We start from the raw sequence: 20684 nt of genomic DNA on the forward strand, positions 1-20684 counted from the left end.
CGGTCCCTGCTTCACGCACCATTGCCGACTTTCAGGGTCGGTCCTGCACAGCACCGCTGAGAGGTACACATGAACAGATGGAGCAGACGGTTCCGGGGCGGCCGCCTCGCCGTGATAGCAGCCATGGTCTGGGCTGTGCTCCCGCAGGCATCGCCCGCCCAGGCGGCGTCCGACCCGTGCGGAACGGGCATGAACCCCGTCGTCTGCGAGAACTCCAAGGCGGGCAGCCCGATGTCCGACTGGTACTCGCCCAACGCCTACGGTGACATCCAGGGCTTCTCCACCAAGGAGAGCGTCCAGGCCGGTGACACCGTCCAGTTCAAGGTCCAGTCGAAGACCTCGTACCACGTGGAGATCTACCGGCTGGGCTGGTACGGCGGTGACGGCGCCCGCGAGATGTCGACCGCGGCGCAGGCGGCGGTCACCTACCCCGCCAACTACAGCAACAAGCCCGCGAGTTGCGCCACCAAGAGCAGCACCGGCCTGGTCGACTGCGGCAGCTGGCCCGTGACCGCGAACTGGACCGTGCCCAGCGACGCCGTGTCCGGGCTGTACATCGCGAACCTGACGCAGACGGACGGCGACGGGCTCATGCCGTACCCCTTCGTCGTCCGCAAGGACTCCAGCACCTCCGACATCGTCGTGCAGACCAGCGACCAGACCTGGCAGGCGTACAACGACTACGGCGGCCAGGATCTCTACGGCGGCGCGGGACCCGCGCCGGACGGCCGCGCCTACGAGGTCAGCTACAACCGGCCGCTGGACATCGGCGGCGACAACGGCATTTACGGCTCCGAGTTCATGATGCTGTCCTGGCTGGAGCGCAACGGCTACGACGTGAGCTACCTGTCCGGGGTGGACGTGTCGACCAACGGCGCCACCCTGCTGAAGAACCACAAGGTGTACCTGTCCTCCGGCCACGACGAGTACTGGACGCAGAGCCAGTACTCCAACGTGCTGGCGGCCAGGAAGGCCGGTGTGCGGCAGGCCTTCTTCAGCGGCAACGAGGTCTTCTGGAAGACCCGGCTCGCGCCGAGCAACGACGGCACGAGCACGGCGAACCGGACCCTGGTCTGCTACAAGATGACCAAGATGGCGCAGAACAACGGCATCGCCGATCCCAGCGGCACCTGGACGGGCACCTGGATGGACCCGGCCAGCACCAACTACGGCCAGAGCTACCAGCCGCCGAACATCCTCACCGGCTCCATGTTCCAGGTGAACGGCTACCGCAGCGACGCGATCACCGTGCCCGGCTCGTACGGCAAGAACCGGCTGTGGCGCAACACCTCCATCGCGGGCCTCACCGCCTCGCAGACCGCCACCTTCCCGGCCGGCACCCTCGGCTACGAGTGGGACAGCGACATCACCAACAGCACCAGACCCTCCGGCGCGATCGACGTGTCGTCCACCACCGTGGACATCGCCGACGACAAGTACCGGCTGGACTGGGGCAACACCTACGGCAACGGCACCGCGACGCACAACCTCGTCGAGTTCCGTGACCAGGACTCCGGAGCCCTGGTGTTCGGGGCGGGGACCGTGCAGTGGTCGTGGGGTCTCACCAACCTGCCGACGTACGACCCCGCCGACGTGGTGGTCACCGAGGACGCCCGCATGCAGCAGGCGACGGTCAACGTCCTGGCCGACATGGGCGTCCAGCCGCAGACCCGGCAGAGCAACCTGGTCGTTGCCACGGCCACCACCGACACCACCGGCCCGGCCGTCACGGTGACGAGCCCGGCCTCCGGGGTCACCGTCCCGGCGCTCAAGCCCGTCACCATCACCGGCGGCGCCACCGACTCCGGCGGGGTCGTGGCCCGCGTGGAGGTGTCCACCGACGGCGGCACGACCTGGAACGCCGCCAAGGGTCTCGGGTCCTGGAGCTACAGCTGGACCCCGACGTCCCCGGGCGCCGCGTCGGTCAAGGTCCGCGCGGTGGACGACAGCGTCAACATCGGCGCCGTCACGACCATCCCGCTGACCGTCGGCCCGCAGGCCTGCCCGTGCACCGTCTGGCCCGCCACCGCCGTACCCGGCACCGTCAACGGCGGAGACGGCGGCTCGCTGGAGCTCGGCGTCAAGATCCGCACCACGGTGGCCGGTTCGATCACCGGCGTCCGCTTCTACAAGTCGCCCGTCAACACCGGCACCCACACCGGCAGCCTGTGGACCGCCTCCGGCACCCGCCTGGCCACCGGCACCTTCACCAACGAGACGGCGTCCGGCTGGCAGCAGCTGAACTTCGCCACCCCGGTGACCGTCAAGGCCAACACCACCTACGTCGCCTCCTACTTCGCCCCCAACGGCGGATACTCCTACGACGGCGGCTACTTCTCCGACAAGGCCGCCGGCCTGGCCCCGCTCACCGCCCTGCAGTCCGGCACCGACGGCGGCAACGGCCTCTACCACTACGGCTCCACGAGCGCCTTCCCGTCCTCGGCGGCCCCGGGCAGCAACTACTGGGTCGACGTGGTGCTGGACACCTCGACGGCCAGCACCACCCCGCCCGTGGTCAGTTCGACCTCTCCGACGTCGGGGGCGACCGGTGTGTCGATCACCGCGCCGGTGTCGGCCGTCTTCGACCACGCCATCGACGGCGACAGCCTGACGTTCACCGTGAAGGACCCCGGCGGCAACACCGTGCCGGGGACCAAGACGCTCCCCTCGGCGAACAAGGCGACCTTCACCCCGTCGACGGAACTGGCGCTGCACACCACGTACACCGCCTCCGTCCAGGCCTCCGACCTGTGGGGCAACGACATGGGCGCCCCGGTCACCTGGACCTTCACCACCAGTTCGACCCCGCCCGCCGTCACCTGCCCCTGCACCCTGTGGAGCGCCGGCACCGTGCCGGCCAGGACCGACGTCACCGACGACCCCAACTCCCTCGAACTGGGCACCCGTTTCCAGTCCTCGGCGAGCGGCTGGGTCACCGGCGTCACCTTCTACAAGGGCACCGGCAACACCGGCACCCACACCGGCAGCCTCTGGTCCGCCGACGGCACGCTCCTCGCCTCCGGCACCTTCACCAGCGAGTCGGCCACCGGCTGGCAGACGATGACGTTCGCGACCCCGGTGGCGATCAGCGCCGACACGTCGTACGTCGTCTCCTACCACGCGCCGAACGGCAACTACGCGGTGGACGGCGGATACTTCGCGGCGGCCCACCAGTCCTATCCGCTGACCGCCACCGCCGACACCGCCTCGGCCCACAACGGGCTCTACCGGTACGGCAGTGACGTGGCCTTCCCCAACGGCTCCTACGGGTCCGCGAACTACTGGGTCGGGCCGGTCTTCACCGCTGACAACCCGTCCGGGTCGCTGGCGTCGTCCACCGCCTCGGAGGTGACCGCGTCCTCGCTGGCGCACACCGCCGACGCGGACAGCCCTCTCGTCACCGCGCTGCCCGGCACGACCAAGCTGTCGTCGGTGAAGGCGACGGTGACGATCCTGCCGGGCGCCGAGGCGGCGGCCGCCAGGAAGCTCCACGTCACCACCGTCCTGTCCTACGACCGGGCCACCCACAAGGTGTCCGTCCACCTGTCCGCCCCGCTGCCCGACGGCACCCGGTTCAAGATCACGGTCACGGCCCGGGACAAGCACCACCACACGGTGAAGTCCCGCAGCTGGGTCCTGAAGAGCAAGACCGTCCACAAGAAGCACTAGTGCCCACCGGTGCCGGCCTCCCGTGAGGCCGGCACCGGGGATTGGCTTTCTCACCGATGACCAGCGTCAGTGTTGTGATCCCCTGCTACCGGTACGGCCACTTCCTCGCCGACTGCGTGAGCAGCGTCCTGGACGAACAGGACGGCGTGGACGTCCGGGTCCTCATCATCGACGACGCCTCACCCGACGACTCCGCGGAGACCGCGCACAAACTGGCCGCGGCCGATCCGCGCATCGAGGTGCGGGTCCACGCGACCAACAAGGGACACATCGCCACCTACAACGAGGGCCTGCTGGAGTGGGCCGACGGCGACTACGTCGCGCTCCTGTCCGCCGACGACCGGCTTGTGCCGGGCGCACTGGTCCGGGCCGCGAACCTCCTGGACGCCCACCCCGAAGCGGGGTTCGCCTACGGACGCCCGCTGCGCTTCCAGCACGGCGGCCCGCTGCCGCGCGCCCGCACCCGGGGCACCGGGTCGGTCGTCTACCCCGGCAAGTGGTGGCTGGAGCGCCGCTTCCGCGAGGGCACGGGCTGCATCACCTCGCCCGAGGTCGTCGTCCGCACCAGCCTGCAGCGCACGGTCGGCGGCTACGACCCGGCGCTGCCGCACGCCGGTGACATCGAGATGTGGATGCGGCTCGCCGCCCACGCCGACGTCGGCCATGTACGCGGCGCCGACCAGGCGTTCTACCGCGTCCACGGCAAGAACATGTCCACGACCGACTTCGGCGGTCAGCTCGACGACCTGCGCCAGCGACTGGTGGCCTTCGACTCGGTGCTCACCAAGTGCGCCGACCGGCTGCCCGAGGCCGACCGCCTCGCCGACGAGGTGCACACCCGGCTCGCCCGCTTCGCCCTGCGCCGCGCCTACCGGGCCTACGACCGGGGCCGCACCGGCGTCGTACCGGTCGACGAGTGCGTGGCGTTCGCCGAGGAGTGCCTGCCCGGGTACGCGGCGCTGCCCGAGTACCGCGCGCTGCGGCTGCGGCGGCGGATCGGACCGAAGGCCATGCCCTGGCTGCAGCCGCTGGTGTGGTCCGCGGTGGCCGAGCGCGGACGGGAGTGGCTGTGGTGGGAGTCCTGGAAGCGCCGCGGCATCTGATGGTCACGCCGCACCCGGGAACCAGGGCCGGCCGGCCCCGCGGGCTGTCACGCCCGCACGGCTCAGCCCGCCACCGGGACCCCGCCGGCCCGCAGCGGGTCCGGGGAGTCCTGCCTCCTGCCCCTGCGGCGCAGCGCGACCCGGTCGAACCACAGCGCGCTGAGCACGGCGACGCTCGTCCCCAGCAGGGCCGTTCCGGCCAGGGCGCGACTCCTGGTGCCCTGCACCGGGGCGGCGCTCGGGGCGACCAGGACCGTCGCGCTGATCCGCGAACCCGCCGCGATCCGCTGCGCGTCCTGCATGTCCGCCACGTGCCGGGTGTAGACGGCGACGATCCGGCGCACCGCCGAGTCGGCCTCGGCCGCACCGGCGGCGCGCGCCTGCACCTGCAGCGAGGGGATCAGGTAACGCGGCGTCGCGCTGGTGCCGCTGTTGCGCGGGAGAAGCTGGTACGGCCCGTGGACGCCGGCCGAGCGGAGCTCCCGGCGCCCGGCGGGCGACTCGAGCTGCTGGATGACCCCGTACGACAGCGCGGCGAGCGGGGGCTGGAGGTTCGTCAGCTGGTTCGGCTGGTTTCCGGTGACCGGCGGCTTGAGGACGACCACCGCCGAACTCAGGTACCGCGGGGCGGGATGCAGCACCGGGTAGGCCCCGGCGGTCGTCAGCAGCAGCGCCAGCGTCCACACGTACCAGCGGCGGAGCAGCGCTTCGGCGACGTCACGAGGCGACACAGGGATTCCTTCCGTCGGCACCGATACTGGCAGGCGGCGGGGCGAGCCGCCACCGAATCACGAGGCCCGTGCCGCGTCGGAGGCCGGATGTCCGGCCCCGCCGCACCGGGCCGGGGGGAGCTCTCATGAGCCTCGGCGACCTCTGGTCGATCATGTGCAGGCGCTGGTACTTCATGGTGCCCCTCACCCTGCTCAGTCTCTTCGCCGGCGGGTACTTCTACCGGACGATCCCGGTGTCCTACCAGTCGCAGAGTTCCGTCACCCTGCTCGACTCCACGGCGGTCGCCGATCTGGCGCCGACCTTCGGCAACCCCATCTCGAACGCGGGCGGTTCGCTGGTCGTCACCGCCGACGTGCTGATCAGGACGCTCCAGTCCAGTGACTCCGCCAAGGAGTTGCACTCCCGGGGCGTCACCGACCGGTACACGGCCGGGTTCGCGCCCGAGGCCGACAGCCCGCTGCTCACGCTGAGCGTCACCGGAACCGACCGGGCGAAGGTGCTGCGGGAGACCACGGTCCTGACCCGGTTCACCGGTGAGCAGCTGAAGGCCCTCCAGGCCGCCTCCAAGGTGCCGACGGGCTACCTCGTGCAGGCCGCGCCGGTCGTCCTTCCGCAGACTCCCGTCTCGGAGTCCAAGGCGCGCTACCAGGACATCGCGGCGGTCGTCATCGTCGGGATGGTCAGCGCGTTCCTGCTGTCCATCCTCGCCGAGGGCGTCGCGGTGGTCCGCCGCCGGGGCCGCGCCCAGGCCGGATACGTTCCCCGCCGCCACCGCGGCCGGACCCCCGAGCGGGCGCCCAGGGGACTGCTGGCGCGCCGGCTGGACGCCACCACGATCCTCTCCGGCTATCTGGTGCTGGCCTTCTTCGTCCCCTCCAACCTCACGCTGCCCGCGCTGGGCGGCGTCGGCACCCCGGCCAACGTCTTCGCCCTGCTGGGGCTGCTGTGGTACCTCGCGACCTGGCTCGGCGGCCGCATCCGGCCGGCCGAGGGCACCAGGCTGCCGCGCGTGGCGATGTGCGTGCTCGCCGCGGCCGTCCTGCTGTCCTACCTCGCCGACGCGACCCGCGACAGCTCCCACCAGGAGGTCCTCGGGGCCGACCGGGGACTCATCGGACTCGGCGTGTGGGTGGCGCTGGTGGTGCTGGCCTCGGCCGGCATCCAGGAACGCGGCCGCCTCGAGGTCCTGATGCGCCGGCTCGTCGTACTGGGCACGGTGGTCGCCCTGATCGGCTACTACGACTTCTTCGCCGCGACCAACATCGCCGACTCCATCCACATCCCCGGCCTCCGGTCGAGCACCGCCGGGATCAGCGCCATGGACCGCGGCTCGTTCACCCGGCCCCGCTCCACCACCGCCCATCCGCTGGAGTTCGGCGGGATGCTGGCCATCCTGGTCCCCTTCGCGGTCCACCAGGCGTTCGACCCGGTACGGCGGCACGCGGGCGCGCTGCGCCGCTGGGCCCCGGTGGCGATCATGGCGGGCGCGCTGCCGCTGACGGTGTCCCGGACCTCCATCATCGGCGCCCTCGTGGTGGCCCTGGTGATGGTGCCCCGCTGGAAGCCGCAGCGCCGCTGGGCGGCGATGGGGCTCATCCTCGGGTCGGTGGCCGGCTTCAAGGTGATCATCCCCGGGCTCATCGGGACCATCACCAACCTGTTCGCGAGCTTCCTGTCCAACTCCGACAGCAGCACCCAGGCGCGCACCGTGAAGTACAGCGCGGTCGTGCCGTATCTCAGCGAACGCCCCTGGTTCGGACGGGGGTTCGGCACCTTCACGCCCGACCTGTACTTCTTCACCGACAACCAGTACATGCTGACGCTGGCCGAGATGGGCGGCGTGGGTCTGGTCGCGCTCCTCGTCCTGTTCGTCACCGGGATCCACACCGGGGGCGCGATCCGCCGGCTCGCCCGCACCGACTCGGACCGGGAACTGGGGCAGGCGTTCCTCGCCTCGGCCCTGGTCGCCCTGGTCATCAGCGCCACCTTCGACGCCCTCAGCTTCCCCATGTACGCGGGGATGTTCTTCCTGACCCTGGGCGCCGGCGGCAGCTACCTCGGCTTCGTCCGCCGCGAAGCGGCCGAGGCCGCCGCCGCGCAGGCCGCCGCCGCGCAGACCGGGGCGGCGGTACCCCGGAAGACCGCCGAGTCCCCGCTTCCCCAACTCGTGGAGTCATGATGTCCCACCAGGGCCCCGTCGCCGTGCTCGTCGTCACCTGGAACAGTGCCGCCGTGCTGCCGGGCTTCCTCGCCGCGCTCCCCGAGGGCATGGCCGGGCTCGACTGGCGGCTCGTCGTCGCGGACAACGACTCCGCCGACGACACTGTGGACGTCCTGCGCGCCCTCGCCCCCGACGCCACCCTCGTCCGCACCGGCCGCAACGCCGGATACGCGGCGGGTGTCAACGCGGCACTGGGCGCGGCCGAGGAGTGGGAGGGCGGCTACCGGGCCGTCCTGGTCTGCAACCCCGACATCCGGATGCGGCAGGGCTGCGGCAAGCTCCTCGTCGACGCCCTCGGGCCCGGGACGGGCATCAGCGTCCCCCTGCTGTACGAGGAGGGCCGCGAGGCACCGCTGCCCTCGCTGCGCCGGGAACCCAGCGTGACCCGCGCCCTCGGCGAGGCCGTCATCGGCAACCGGCGGGCCGGGCGCTTCCCCCGCCTGAGCGAACTGGTCACCGACCCCGACGCGTACCGGCGGCCGACGTACGCGGACTGGGCGACCGGGGCGATGATGGCCCTGTCCGCTAAGTGCCTTGCGGACTGCGGGCGGTGGGACGAGTCCTTCTTCCTCTACTCCGAGGAGACCGAGTACTGCCTGCGCGCGCGGGACCGGGGACACCGCACCCGGCTGGAGCCGGCGGCCGAGGCCGTGCACCTCGGCGGCGACTCGCGTGTCTCGCCCCGGCTGTGGACCCTGCTGACCCTCAACCGGGTCCGCCTGTACCGGATGCGGCACCACGCCCTCGCCACGGCCGCCTTCCGCGCCGCGGTCCTGCTGCGGGAGGGCTCGCGCGCCGCGCTGGGCCGTCCGGCCAGCCGGGCGGCGGCGGTCGCGCTGTTGCGGCCGGGGGCGGTGCGGGCCACGCCGGGTCCGTGAGGGTACGCGGGCCGCGCCGGCCCCGTCGCCGCCCCCGGCGTCCACCGGCTGCGCCGGAGGGCCGGTCGCCCGGTGTCCGCGGGGCCGTCGTGGCCGGTCGCGCGGTTCCCCGCGCCCTGAAGGGCACGCAGTCGAAGGGGCGCGTGTTCCTCAGGGCGTTCCGGCTGGGCGGCGGGGGCGGCAGATCATCGCGATGAAGTCGTGTCCCACCTCCGGGAGGGCCGCGTCCTCCGCGGCGAAGCAGCGCTCCAGGAGTGCGAGGGTCGCGGGCTGATCGTCGAGGAAGTTGTGCGCGATCCCGGAGAGCGCGATGTGCAGGACCGTGCCGCCGTACGGCCTCTCCTCCACGACGTCGAAATGGCGCCGCAGGCCCGGCAGCAGCGCCGCCGCGTCGACCGCCTCCGAGGGGTCGTCCAGCACCATGGACAGCCTGCTGGGCCGTACGACACGGTGCTTGACGCGTCCGTCGGCCAGGCGCCGCCGCTCCTCGGGCAGCGCGGCCAGCAGCGCGTCGGCCGCCTCCAGTTGGGCGTCGGTCCACTGGAAACGGGTAGGGCCCACGAACTCGTCCACGACGAACAGCCCGTCGGGCTCGATGAGTTGCGACAGCCGCGGCAGGGTCGCGTCCAGGTCGTCGAAGTGGTGCAGCGACTGGAGGCCGAGGAGCACGTCGAAGCGTTCCCCGTCGCCGGTCATCCGGTTGACGTCGGACACCCGGAAGCGCAGGACGTCGGCGAGACCGTTCTCGGCGGCCGCGCGGGTGGCGAAGTCGATCCGCTGCTGGGCCACGTCCACGCCCTCCAGCAGACGGAACGCGCCGGTCCTCGCCCAGAGCAGCTCGTTGCCGCCGGTGCCGCACCCCAGGGACATCCCGCGCAGATCGGTGCGGGGAGCGAAGTGCTCGGCCGCCACGTAGGCGGGGAAGGAGGTGTCGGCGTCGCCGGTCATCAGCAGGTTCCAGCGCCTGACGACCGCCGGTATCGCCCACCACTCGGTCAGCGACGGGTCGACCCGCGACCAGTGCTGGACCACCCGCGCGCCGCCGCGCACCCGCAGTTTGGCCAGCACCGGGTCGAGTTCCAGCCGTCGCACCTTGCGCAGCAGCCGGTCCGCGTCATGTCTGTTGACCAGGTTGTTCAGCATCCGGGCTCCGTTCGTACGGCGGTCAGTGACTTGGTCACACCGAGCACCCGCTCGTTGAGGAGCACCGAGCCGGGGAACAGGTAGCGCATCTCGGTGCGGGTCAGCAACTCGATGTTGATCACCGCGTCCATCGCCGACTCCGGGCTGTCGGGGCGGCTGTGGACGAGCGGCCAGTGCCGTACCAGACGGGCCCTGGCGGTCAGGGGCAGGAACTGGAAGCCGGGCGCCACGAAGTGCGGCTCGACGGGGAAGTAGCGGTACGGCGTCTGGATCCAGTGCAGCGGGGCCAGTGTCTCCACGGCGGCGACGAACCGCCGGCGCTGGCTGTGGCCGCCCACGTGCTCGATGGTCGAGTTGGAGAACACCAGGTCGTAGCCGCCCGCACGGCTGAGCTCGGCGGCCACAGCGGGGTCGGTGACGTCGGCGACCTCCGCCGTGATCCAGTCGGGCAGTCCGGCGGGATGCTCCTCCAGGTTGATCAGGTGGACGTGCTTGGCGCGCAGCGGCGCGCGCAGCCACATCTCGGCCGTCCCGCCCAGGTCCACCACCCGCATGTTCTCGATGCCGGGGAAGCAGCGCTCGAACCGCTGCCAGCGGGCGACGCGCATCCGTTCGCCCAGCGAGCCTGGCGCGTCGACGAACCTGTTCCGGAGGGCGCGGGAGCGGGGCATGGGATCAACCACCTGTGGTCGGGAGGGAAGGGGAGCGGGGCCGGGGCGGTCCGGCCGGGCCGTCACCACCGGGTGAAGAAGCTGGCCGGGTTCATCAGGTACCGCACGGTGGGGTGCGGCACATGGAGCACCCGGTGCGTGCGGGCGTAGCGGTGGATCAGCTCCCAGTCCTCGCGGGGCAGCACCTCGGGGGTCCGCCGCAGACGGCTGAAGTGCAGGGAGCGGTCGCGGCGGGCGACGAAGGCGTTGGTGTCCAGGAAGGACTCGCGGGCGGCCCTGCGCCGGTCGTAGGGCACCGACAGGACGTCTTGCTCGCTGCCGTCCGGCAGGACGCGGCGCAGCGCCGTGTAGACGCCGTCGGGGCCGCCGGGTGCCTGGAGCACCTCCAGCGCGCGGGCGAGATGGTCGGGCTCCCACAGGTTGTCGTCGTCCAGGAACGCGACGTAGCGGGACCGGGTGAGCCGGATGCCGACGTTGCGGACGACCCCCGCGACACCGGTGTTGCTCGCCAGCGACACCGCGAACAGCCGGGGGTCGTCGGGCAGTTCGGGGAGTCCGGCGCCGTCGTCCACGACCATGACGACCTGGTCGCGCACGCTCTGGGCCAGCGCCGAGCGCACCGCGGCTAGCAGCGCCTCGGGGCGGCGGTGGGTGGCGATGACGGTGGCGACCAGTGCTGGGGGCGGGGACGGGTGGCCGGCCGCGAGCCGCCGGGCCTCGGCGTTCTCGACCCGGCGCAGCCCGAGCGCGGAGGGTGCCAGCAGGACCTTGTTCCTGGCCTCGAACAGCACCAGCCAGCCGAACACCGCCTTGAGCAGGGTCCAGGGCGCCCGCGCGACCCGGCGCGTCAGGGGGGTCGCCTCCCGGCCCGGTGCCGCGGTCACGAGGCCGGCTCGGGCTGGATGAGGCGGCCGTCGGACATCCGGTTGTCGCGCCACACGTTCCCGGCGCCGTCCGCGTTCCAGTGCGCGACGACTCCGTAGCCGCCGGAGGCGGGGTGGTACTGGGTCGAGAACACGTTGTCGGTGACCCTGATCCCGGTGGCGCCCGTGTCACCTCCGTAGAGGGCGTACGCGCCACCGGCCACCCAGTTGTGGTCCACGGTGACGTTGCGGACCACCCCGGTGTCCGCGAACAGGCCGATGCTGCCCGAGGCCCCCTGCTTGAGACTCGTCGGGTTCAGCAGGGTGTTGTGGCGGATGACCAGTTCGCCGGTGTTGCCGCCGCCGCTGATGACCGTGTTGGTGTGCTGCCACTCGCCGCCCAGGTTCACGAACGGGACGATGTCGTGCACGTAGTTGTCGTGCAGGTTCCCCTGTCCCGTGGACAGGGCGTCGCCGAACACCGAGACGTCGCACCAGCCGACCTCGACGGCACTGCCGCCCATGTTCGACACCGCGTAGTCCACACCGCCGTTGTCGGGTCCCTTGCCGGGGACGGCGGTGATGGTGGAGTGCAGGACGCGCAGACCGTGGAAACCGGGGCGCAGGTTGACGCCCCACCAGCTGTCCGACGTGATCTTCGTGTCGATGACGGTGACGTCGTTGGCGTAGATGTCGAGCGAGCCGGTGATGTCCCAGCCGCGGATGACGAGCCCGTCGGTGCGGATCGCCCGGTACCCGGTCTTGTGAGGGGTGAGGGGGACGCGTGGACCGGTCGTGCGGGCGTCGGGGAAGCCGCAGGCCCCCGGGGACGCGCAGGCGGTCTTCGCCGCGGGTGTGCCGGACGCTCCGCTCGCCTCCGGCGTCGCGGTGCCCCTCGCCGTCGTGGCGGGCGTCGCGGTGGGGGAGGGGGACGCGGCGGGATGGCTGCTCGCCGTGCCGGCCGCGGTCGGGGCGCCGGTGCCCGCGGACGCGGAGGTCCCGCTCGCGGGGCAGGTCAGCGCGTCGTCCGGGCAGGCCGGCAGCGCCGACCCGGGCGATCCCGAGCAGGCCGCGCTCCCGGCCGCCAGCAGGGCTGCCAGCAGCAGCCCCGCGAGCGGGGTTCGGCTGATGCGCCATGACATCGGGCTCACCTCACGTCCTGTCGGGCCGGCCGGACCGGCGCGGCCGACCGGTGCCGGCCGCGGTGGGGCGGGACGCCGCGCAGGAAGGCGCGGCTGGGCAGTACGCACGCGGTGTAGGCGGCCAGGGCGACCGCGCCGATGGCGAGGAGCGCGAGCCGCCCGTCGCCGAACGAGTGCCGCAGGCCGAGCACGACCGCGGCCATCACGGCGCCGCCCAGGAAGGGCCACGCGCAGGCCCTGGCGATCAGGCCGACGCCGATGCCGCCCCGGCTGAGGGCGAACAGGAACACGGGCACCACCATGCCGCCGCCGACCAGCACGTGGGCCTGGGAGACACCGACGATGCCGTTGACGCGGGCCGCGACGAGCAGCACCGGGATCAGGGCCGCCAGCCACAGGCCCTGCACCACGAAGAGCGAGCGGCGCTGTCCGATCGCGACGAGGCAGTCGTAGGCGAGTTCGCCGCCGATGCGGATCAGGCCGAGGACCATCAGCCAGGGCAGCGCGGCGGCGGCGGGACTCCAGTGTCTCCCGTAGATCAGCTCGACCACCGGTTTGGCGAGGACGCCGAGCAGGACGCACAGCGGGACCGTGCCGGTGATCAGGACACCCAGGGCGCGGCTGAAGCCCTGGGCCAGCGCCTGCGGCGAACCGGCCAGCCGGGAGAACCCGGCGAAGGACACCCGGCGGGCGGCCTCGGAGATGATCCGCACGGGCCAGCCCGAGATGTTGAAGGCGAGCACGTAGAAGCCCAGGGACACGTTGCCCAGCGTCGCGCCGACCACCATGGTGTCGACGTTGACCACCGCGAGGGCCAGCATGCTCGCCCCCGCCAGCGGGAGCCCGAACCGCAGCAGCGCCCGGGCCTGCCCGGGGTCCCAGCCGAACCTCAGGGTGCCCGGTGCCGCCAGCCCGCAGCCGACCAGCGTCACGACGTTGCCCGCGACGGCTCCCCAGGCGAAGCTCATCGCCCCCCAGCCCTCGAAGGCCAGCACCAGCGTCAGCGAGGTGCTGACGACGAAGTTGAGCCCGTCGACGGCCATCCGCCTGCCCTGGGCGAACTCACGGGTGAGGAAGCCGCCCGGCACCTGGGCCACCCCGTCGATCACCACGCACAGGCACATCACCCGCAGGACGCCCGCGGCGTCCGGCGAGCCCAGCAGGCCGGCCACCGTCGGAGCCGCCGCGAACAGCGCCACGTACAGCAGGCCGCTGGAGAGGGTGCTGAGGGTCAGCACGGTCGGCGCGAACCGGCGCGCGTCCCCCTCCCAGCGGACGATGGCCAGGCCCACGCCCAGCTCGTTCGCGGACAGCAGGACCAGCAGGACGGTCTGCGAGACGCCGTACACGCCCCATTCCGCGGGGCCCAGCGCGAAGCGCGCCAGCACGATGCCCGTCGCGAAGTTGCCCAGCCGCATGACGACGGTGTTGATCAGGCTCCAGCGTGCCGCCGAACGGACCTTGGGGCCGAGGGAGGGAGCAGCCGGTGAGCCGGGAGCGGGAGGAGCAAGGACCTCGCCCGACTCACCGGTCCCGCTGTCCGGTGCGCGGACGGTGTCCATGCGTCGACTCCTCGTCGAGCGGCTCGGCGGCGGTCGTCACGGCCATGACGGGCCGTTGCGCCTTGGGTTCTGCGGAGGCCGGCCCGGTCCCGGTGGACCGCGACCAGCTGGGCGGCCGCCGGATGGCGAGTGTCTCGTCCACGGCGGGCTCCCCGGCCGGGGCGGGCGGGGCCTCCTTCTTCTCCTCGGGCTCGGCGAGCGGGCCGGCCGGTTCGGGCGCGGGCTCGGGAGCGGGGTGCGGCGCCTGCGCGTTCGGCCTCCTGCGCGCCTCCACGTAGAAGGCGGTGAACATGCTGACGACCAGCCCCAGTCCACCGGCCATGATCATGTATTCGAGCCGGGTCTTGGTCTGCGCCACCGGGTTCTGCGGGGCCACGATGGTCGTCAGGCGGATCATGGCCTTGGGGGCGACCGACTGCTGGTGCTGGAACTGCTCCAGCCGTTCCTTGGCGTACGCCGTCAGAAGGCGGTCCGAGGCCAGTACGGCGGACCGGTCGGTGCCCGTGACGGTGAGCCACATCAGCGGGCCCTGCGCGTTGTCTGCGAGCTTGGCCTCGAACGTACCGGTGGCGCCACGGGACTTGAGCTCCCGTACGGAGACGTCCGAGTTGAGGTTGCGGGCCAGGCTGTCGGCCATGCCGGTGAGCGAGGTCTGGGTGCTGAGGAAGGGGTTCCCGTCGTAGGCCACGGTGGCCTTCTGGGAGTTCAGGAGAACCACCGTGCTCTGCGACTGGTAGGTGACCGGGACGAACCGGGTCACGGCGACCACCAGGCCGGCCGTCAGCAGCAGTCCGGGCAGCAGGACGTACCAGCGCCTGCGCATGACCCGGAAGATCTCAGCGAGATCCATGGTGGTCCCCCCTCGCACCCCAACGTTCGACGAGCATATGTTGCAAGCGGATCATATGAGGAGCGTTTGGTCAGTGGATCTCTGCTGGTCAGTGGGTCTGGGCCGGGTGCTCGCGGGGCCTCCCTCCAGCAGCACGTCGGCGATCCGGTCGCTCGCGCGGCCGTCCCACAGCTCCGGCCTGCGCGGCGCCGGCGGATCGTCCAGCACCCGGTCGACGGTCGACACGATCCGCTCAGGATCGCGGCCGGCCAGCACGTTGGTGCCCTGCTCCACGGTGATGGGCCGTTCGGTGTTGTCCCGCAGGGTCACGCACGGCACGCCCAGCGCGGTGGTCTCCTCCTGTACGCCGCCCGAGTCGGTCAGCACGAGGCGGGCGGAGTCCTGCAGGGCGATGAAGTCCAGGTACCCGGCGGGCGGCACCAGCCGGATGCCCCCGGGAACGCCGATCTCCGCCAGCCGTCCGGCCGCGCGCGGGTGCACCGGCAGCACCAGCGGGCACCGGGCCGCGATCTCGCCCAGGGCCTTCAGCAGCCCGGCGAGGGTCCCCGGATCGTCCACGTTGGCGGGCCGGTGCAGGGTGACCAGGCCGTAGCCGCCACGGTCCAGACCGTAACGGCCCAGCACGTCCGAGGCCCTGGCCCGCTCCAGGTTGACCAGCAGCGTGTCGATCATGACGTTGCCGACGAGGTGGATCTGGTCCTCCCGGTAGCCCTCCGCGCGCAGGTTGTCCACCGCGTCGGGCGAGGGCGCCAGCAGATAGTCGCTGACCCGGTCGGTCGCGACCCGGTTGACCTCCTCCGGCATGCTCCAGTCACGGCTGCGCAGACCCGCCTCGACGTGCGCGAGCAGCGGCCCCGCCTTGGCGGTGACCAGCGCGCAGGCCAGCGTGGAGTTGATGTCGCCGACTACGACCACGAGATCCGGGGACACCTCGTCGAGCAGCGGCTCGAACGCGGTCATCACCCGTCCGGTCTGCTCGGCGTGGGTGCCGGAGCCGACCCCGAGGAAACGGTCGGGCGGCCGGATGCCGAGGTCGGCGAAGAACACGTCGTTCATGGCCGGGTCGTAGTGCTGGCCGGTGTGCACCAGCACCACCTCGGCGCCCCGGCGCTCCAGGGCGTCCATCACCGGTTTGATCTTCATGTAGTTGGGGCGCGCCCCCGCGACGCACACGACTCTGGGCATGGGTCAGAGCACCTCGATCGTGGGTCCGGACGACAGCCGGCGCCGGCAGTCGAGCACGAACGGGGCGTGTTCGGCGATGAGTTCGTAGTCGAAGCTGTCGTGGTCGGTGAGCAGGACCACCACGTCGGCGGCGGCCAGCTCCTCCTGCACCGGTTCGACCCGCACCAGCCGGGTGTCCACCGGCAGGCTCTCGACGACGTGCGGGTCCGCCGCCCTGACCTGCGCGCCCATGTCCAGGAGCAGCTGGGAGATGCGCAGCGCGGGCGACTCGCGGGCGTCGCCGGTGTTCTTCTTGTACGCCAGTCCGAGCAGCAGGATGCGCGAGCCGTTGACCGAGCGGCGCCGCTGGTTGAACAGGTCGCCGATCCGGCGCGCCACGTACTCGGGCATGTGGTTGTTGATGTCGTTGGCCAGCTCCACGAAGCGGAAGCTCTGGCCGAGTTCGCGCTGCACCCGCCAGGACAGGTAGGAGGGGTCGATCGGCAGGCAGTGGCCGCCGACACCCGGCCCGGGCGTGAACTTCATGAATCCGAAGGGCTTGGTGGAGGCGGCGTCGATGGCCTGCCAGACGTCGATGTCCAGGTGGTGCGCGAACATCGCGATCTCGTTGACCAGCGCGATGTTCACGTGCCGGAAGGTGTTCTCCAGGAGCTTGGCGAGTTCCGCCTCCTTCGGCGACCGCACCGGCACGGTGGTGTCGACGAGTTGGGCGTAGAAGTCCTGGACCGCCTTCAGCGACGCCTCGTTGACGCCGGAGACGACTTTCGGGGTCTCCTGGAAACCCCACACGGCGTTCCCGGGGTCGATCCGCTCCGGGCTGTAGCCGAGGTGGAAGTCGGTGCCCGCGCTCAGCCCCGAACCGTCCTCCAGGATCGGCGCGAACAGCTCCTGGGTGGTACCGGGATACGTGGTCGACTCCAGGACGACGGTGGCCCCGGGACGCAGGTAGCGGGCCAGGGTGACGGCCGACTCCCTGATGTACCGGAGATCGGGGGTGCCCTCGTGCAGCGGGGTGGGCACGGTCACGACGGCGACGTCGAAACCGCCGCAGTCGCGTGCCGACTCGCTAGGACGGTAGGCGCCGCGGTCCAGCGCCGCGCGGATCCGCTCGGAGGACACGTCCTCGACGAAGGACTCACCGGCGGCGAGGCTCTTGACCCGGCGGGAGTCGACGTCGTAGCCGATCACCTCGTGTCCGACCTCGGCGGCGCGGACGGCCAGTGGCAGGCCGACGTATCCCTGTCCGACCACGACGACGCGCATCAGTGACTCCTGTTCGCGGAAGCGGACGACGGGGTGAGCCGGATGAGCTCGCGCACCGTCATGAGGACGAAGGCGGCATTGGTGGTGAGATAGCGCCGGCCCAGCCGGCGCGGCTCCTGGAGCGCGCGGTAGAGCCACTCGACCCCCCACCGCTGCCACGACTCGGGGGCCCGCTTGGTGACCCCGGCCAGGATGTCGAAGGAACCGCCGACCCCGTGCACCACGCGGGCGCCGGTGCGTTCGCCGTAGGCGGCGGTGAAGATCTCCTTCTTCGGCGAGGTCATGCCGAGGAAGAGCATCCGGGCGCCGCTGTCGGCGATCGCGCCCGCCACGGACTCCTGCTGGGAGTCGTCGAAGTAGCCGTTGCGGCTGCCCGCCACCTTCAGGCCGGGGAAACGCTCGGCCACGCGGTCCAGCATCCGCTCCAGCACCTCCTGCCGGGCCCCCAGGAAGTACACCGACATGCCCGCCGACTCCGCCTCGGCCAGCAGCCGCAGGAACAGGTCGATGCCCGCCACGCGTTCCGGCAGCGGGGCGCGCAGCACCCGGCCCGCCCAGACCACGGCCTGCCCGTCGGCCAGCACCAGGTCGCAGCCGGCCACGGCCCGGGCGAGCCGCTCGTCGCGCCGCATGTTCACCAGCTTCGCGGCGTTGACCACGCCGATCTCCAGCTGACGGCCGTCCCGCACCGCGTCCAGGCAGTGCCGCACGGTCTCGTCCATGGTCAGTGGGTCCAGCTCGACCCCGAACAACACCTGACGTTTCGTCATATCCGGCCCCCCTGCCAGGCGTGGAGCATCCAGCCGAACTCGTAGGGCCGGCATTCGCGGTCCACGGAGTCGGGGCGGTACACCCGGTCGAGGGACTTCAGCCGGAGGTTCGGGGTCAGGCGCGTGCCCAGTCCCCGGGCGGCGCGTACGGCCTTCTTCGGGTCGCCCCGGTAGACCTTGCGCCAGGTGGCGCCGAGCTCGTCCAGGATCAACGGCTCCCGGGTCCCGGGGCGTGCGGCCAGTTCGGGCACCTCGGTCATCCAGCGCAGGCCCTTGCGGATCGCCGCGCCGTAGTCGGTGCCGCCGGCGTCGGCGAGGTCGAACAGGGCGGTCGGCGCCATCGCGTGCTGGTGCACGCTGTAGACCGGGTAGCCCTCCACGACACCGCCGGTGCGCGCGTCGTAGTGCCACCACCACTGCCCGCCGTCGCCCTGGAGTTCGCAGATGCGCGCGGCGCACGCCTCGGACGCGGCCAGCGCCTCGGGGTCGCCGTCGCCGCCGGCGTGCGCGAGGGCCAGGGCCTGGATCGGGTATGTCTGGTCGGCGAAGCAACTCACATGTGCCCGGTACCGCGGCACGAGGCCGGGTCCGGTGGCGTGCGGGAACAGGGGACTGTCTCCGACGCGGGCCCGCAGCAGGCGGTCGCGAGCTGCGGTGAAACGTCTCTCCACATCGACCGTGCCGCGGGCCGCCGCGAGCGCGGAGAGCACCCAGGCCGCCTCGACGGTGTACTGCGGCCGGCCCTCCTCGTCGAGGAGGTCGACCTGCGCGAGGGCGTCGGACAGTTTGGGGTGCGCGGTCTCGGCCGCGGCCCAGGAGATGAGCGCCGCGTCACCGAGGTTGGTCACCGCGGGCATCGACTCGACCAGCAGACCCGCGAACTCCTCGGCGGTACGCCCGCCGAGTACCGCGCGCTGGCGGTCCTCCGGGAGGAACCTGGCCCCCAGCACGGTGATGGCGGCGTACCGGATGCTGGTCCCGCGGCGTTCCAGGGTCCAGGAACCGTCGGCCGCCCTCCGTCCGGCCATGGTGAAGGCGAAGGTCTCACCGCCGGGAAGCAGCATCGACGCGAGCCCGGACTCCGCCACCGCGAGGAGTCGTCGGGCGAGTTCGAGCAGCGGCGGCTCGTCACGACCGAGCGCCGCCAGACGTGAAATGGTCATGGTTTGGGCACACCAACCCCCCTGTGGGTCCTTTTTTGCACAGACTTCTGATCGCCACGTCGCGGACTGCGACATGGCGGAAAGCAGACGTCAGGCGCCTAAGCGGTCGTCACTCCTCGCTTCGCGCACAGTTGTCCCCACCCGGCCCCCCCTGGGTACTAGTGGATTGTGTGCTCACTGTGCACGGTCTGCACCGTTAGCGCACATGTTATGCCTGAAGATGTTCGATGTTTGGCGTTTTTGGGATTCAGCAGTCAGGCCCGCTCGACGAGTTCGCCGTCCTTCTCCTCGAACAGCGCGCCGGTCTCCGGGCACTCCCAGCCGCCCGGCTCGCCCTCCCGCTCGACCAGCCGGACCCCCGCCCGGCCCACCCAGCCGATCCGGCGCGCGGGCACTCCGGCCACCAGCGCGAAGTCCGGTACGTCCCGGGTCACCACGGCGCCCGCCGCGACCAGCGCCCAGCGCCCGACACGGACCGGCGCCACACACACCGAACGGGCCCCCAGCGACGCCCCTTCGGCGACCTCCACCGCCACGGCCTTCCAGTCGCCGCCCCGCTTCAGCCGGCCCTCCGGGTCCACCGAGCGGGGGAAGTAGTCGTTGGTGAGGACCGCCGCCGGGCCGACGAACACGCCGTCGCCGAGCACCGCGGGTTCGTAGACCAGCGCGTAGTTCTGGAGCTTCACGTGGTCGCCGATCCGCACGCCCGGGCCGACGTAGGCCCCCCGGCCCACGATGCACCCGCTGCCCAGCCGGGCGTCCTCCCGGATCTGGGCGAGGTCCCAGACCGTCGTCCCGTCGCCGATGGTCGCCGTCTGGTCGACCTGGGCGGTCGGCTGGATACTGGAGCTCAACGGGATGAACCTTTCTCCTCGTCGAACAAAACCGGAGACGCCGCCGCGGGCGGTGCCGGTGCCCGGCCGGACGTGTCCGGGGCCGTGCCGGGCCGCCGGAAGGTCTGTTCGGCGGACCCGTGTTCGATCATCGTGGCGACAACGGTCCCACCCCGCGGCCCGTAGAGCCAGGGCTTCGCAGGACAAATCGTGCGTCAAGCACCGCGGGCGGACCTGCCGGTTCCGCGCCGGTCCGGCCCGCCCGTGGTGGGATGTCGCGTCCGCCGCGCGGCGGGAGGCCCCGTCCATCCGTGGCGCGAAGATGCCTGTCCGGGAGGCGGATCGGGACGGGTGCGCCGAACGGTGGGACGCGGGTGCGGGGTCGGGGGTGCCGAACGGCGGGACGCGGGTGCGGGGTCGGGGGTGCGGGCACGCGTCGTCCACCTCCGCGACGGCCGCCCCGGTACCCCGCCGTACCCCCGCCCGGTCGCGCCGGGCCGCCCCCGCACGTACGGCCGACCTTCACGCGTGCGCCACCGCACCCTTCCCTGCCGTTCGGTGGTCCTGGAACACTCCTTGCGCGCGCACCCCGTCATGATCGGGCCCTCCGGAGCCGGGTCAGCACACCCCCAAGGC

Annotated in this window: 16 protein-coding genes; 4 read left to right on the forward strand and 12 right to left on the reverse strand. The window is 72.0% G+C overall.

The window, feature by feature from the left end; all coding sequences use genetic code 11:
- The first annotated feature begins 123 nt into the window (after window positions 1-123).
- Both ABZT03_RS26065 and ABZT03_RS26070 read left to right on the forward strand, forming a co-directional pair.
- Window positions 124-3669: a DUF4082 domain-containing protein gene (locus ABZT03_RS26065; protein ID WP_356043247.1), complete on the forward strand. Its 3546-nt coding sequence runs from the start codon at window positions 124-126 to the stop codon at window positions 3667-3669.
- A 56-nt stretch (window positions 3670-3725) separates the two neighbouring features.
- Window positions 3726-4772, forward strand: coding sequence for a glycosyltransferase (locus ABZT03_RS26070; protein ID WP_356043249.1), 1047 nt, complete (start codon window positions 3726-3728; stop codon window positions 4770-4772).
- A 62-nt stretch (window positions 4773-4834) separates the two neighbouring features.
- Here the strand turns inward: ABZT03_RS26070 and ABZT03_RS26075 are convergent, their stop codons facing one another.
- Window positions 4835-5503: a hypothetical protein gene (locus tag ABZT03_RS26075; protein WP_356043251.1), complete on the reverse strand. Its 669-nt coding sequence runs from the start codon at window positions 5501-5503 to the stop codon at window positions 4835-4837.
- A gap of 125 nt (window positions 5504-5628) precedes the next feature.
- On the opposite strand from ABZT03_RS26075, the gene ABZT03_RS26080 reads away from it, so the two are divergent.
- Both ABZT03_RS26080 and ABZT03_RS26085 read left to right on the forward strand, forming a co-directional pair.
- The gene (locus tag ABZT03_RS26080; RefSeq protein ID WP_356043253.1) at window positions 5629-7683 is read left to right on the forward strand and encodes an O-antigen ligase family protein; all 2055 of its coding nucleotides are present in this window, start codon (window positions 5629-5631) and stop codon (window positions 7681-7683) included.
- On the forward strand, window positions 7680-8603 hold the full coding sequence (locus tag ABZT03_RS26085; protein WP_356043255.1) for a glycosyltransferase family 2 protein: 924 nt from the start codon (window positions 7680-7682) through the stop codon (window positions 8601-8603). The genes ABZT03_RS26080 and ABZT03_RS26085 overlap by 4 nt, the downstream gene beginning before the upstream one ends.
- 150 nt (window positions 8604-8753) lie before the next feature.
- Here the strand turns inward: ABZT03_RS26085 and ABZT03_RS26090 are convergent, their stop codons facing one another.
- From ABZT03_RS26090 to ABZT03_RS26140, 11 genes are all read right to left on the reverse strand, one after another.
- On the reverse strand, window positions 8754-9746 hold the full coding sequence (locus ABZT03_RS26090; protein ID WP_356043258.1) for a class I SAM-dependent methyltransferase: 993 nt from the start codon (window positions 9744-9746) through the stop codon (window positions 8754-8756).
- Window positions 9740-10417 (reverse strand): class I SAM-dependent methyltransferase, encoded by a 678-nt coding sequence (locus ABZT03_RS26095; protein WP_356043261.1) that lies wholly within the window; start codon window positions 10415-10417, stop codon window positions 9740-9742. The genes ABZT03_RS26090 and ABZT03_RS26095 overlap by 7 nt, the downstream gene beginning before the upstream one ends.
- A 62-nt stretch (window positions 10418-10479) precedes the next feature.
- Entirely contained in the window at window positions 10480-11301 is an 822-nt protein-coding gene (locus ABZT03_RS26100) for a glycosyltransferase family 2 protein (protein ID WP_356043263.1), read from the reverse strand.
- On the reverse strand, window positions 11298-12422 hold the full coding sequence (locus tag ABZT03_RS26105) for a hypothetical protein (protein WP_356043266.1): 1125 nt from the start codon (window positions 12420-12422) through the stop codon (window positions 11298-11300). Before ABZT03_RS26105 ends, ABZT03_RS26100 begins: the two co-directional genes overlap by 4 nt.
- A 5-nt stretch (window positions 12423-12427) precedes the next feature.
- Window positions 12428-13984: an oligosaccharide flippase family protein gene (locus ABZT03_RS26110; protein ID WP_356043269.1), complete on the reverse strand. Its 1557-nt coding sequence runs from the start codon at window positions 13982-13984 to the stop codon at window positions 12428-12430.
- Window positions 13947-14834 (reverse strand): chain length determinant protein, encoded by an 888-nt coding sequence (locus tag ABZT03_RS26115; protein WP_356043271.1) that lies wholly within the window; start codon window positions 14832-14834, stop codon window positions 13947-13949. Before ABZT03_RS26115 ends, ABZT03_RS26110 begins: the two co-directional genes overlap by 38 nt.
- 51 nt (window positions 14835-14885) lie before the next feature.
- On the reverse strand, window positions 14886-16019 hold the full coding sequence (wecB, locus tag ABZT03_RS26120) for a UDP-N-acetylglucosamine 2-epimerase (non-hydrolyzing) (protein ID WP_356043274.1): 1134 nt from the start codon (window positions 16017-16019) through the stop codon (window positions 14886-14888).
- 3 nt (window positions 16020-16022) lie between these two features.
- Window positions 16023-17282 carry a nucleotide sugar dehydrogenase gene (locus ABZT03_RS26125; protein ID WP_356043276.1) on the reverse strand — a complete coding sequence of 420 codons (1260 nt, stop codon included), beginning with the start codon at window positions 17280-17282 and terminating at the stop codon, window positions 16023-16025.
- Window positions 17282-18052 carry a WecB/TagA/CpsF family glycosyltransferase gene (locus ABZT03_RS26130; RefSeq protein WP_356043279.1) on the reverse strand — a complete coding sequence of 257 codons (771 nt, stop codon included), beginning with the start codon at window positions 18050-18052 and terminating at the stop codon, window positions 17282-17284. Before ABZT03_RS26130 ends, ABZT03_RS26125 begins: the two co-directional genes overlap by 1 nt.
- Entirely contained in the window at window positions 18049-19215 is a 1167-nt protein-coding gene (locus ABZT03_RS26135; RefSeq protein WP_356043281.1) for a hypothetical protein, read from the reverse strand. Before ABZT03_RS26135 ends, ABZT03_RS26130 begins: the two co-directional genes overlap by 4 nt.
- 254 nt (window positions 19216-19469) lie before the next feature.
- Entirely contained in the window at window positions 19470-20069 is a 600-nt protein-coding gene (locus tag ABZT03_RS26140; protein WP_356043284.1) for an acyltransferase, read from the reverse strand.
- Between the last annotated feature and the right edge of the window lie 615 nt (window positions 20070-20684).

It is taken from the genome of Streptomyces sp. NPDC005574 (assembly GCF_040605435.1).
GTDB lineage: Bacteria > Actinomycetota > Actinomycetes > Streptomycetales > Streptomycetaceae > Streptomyces.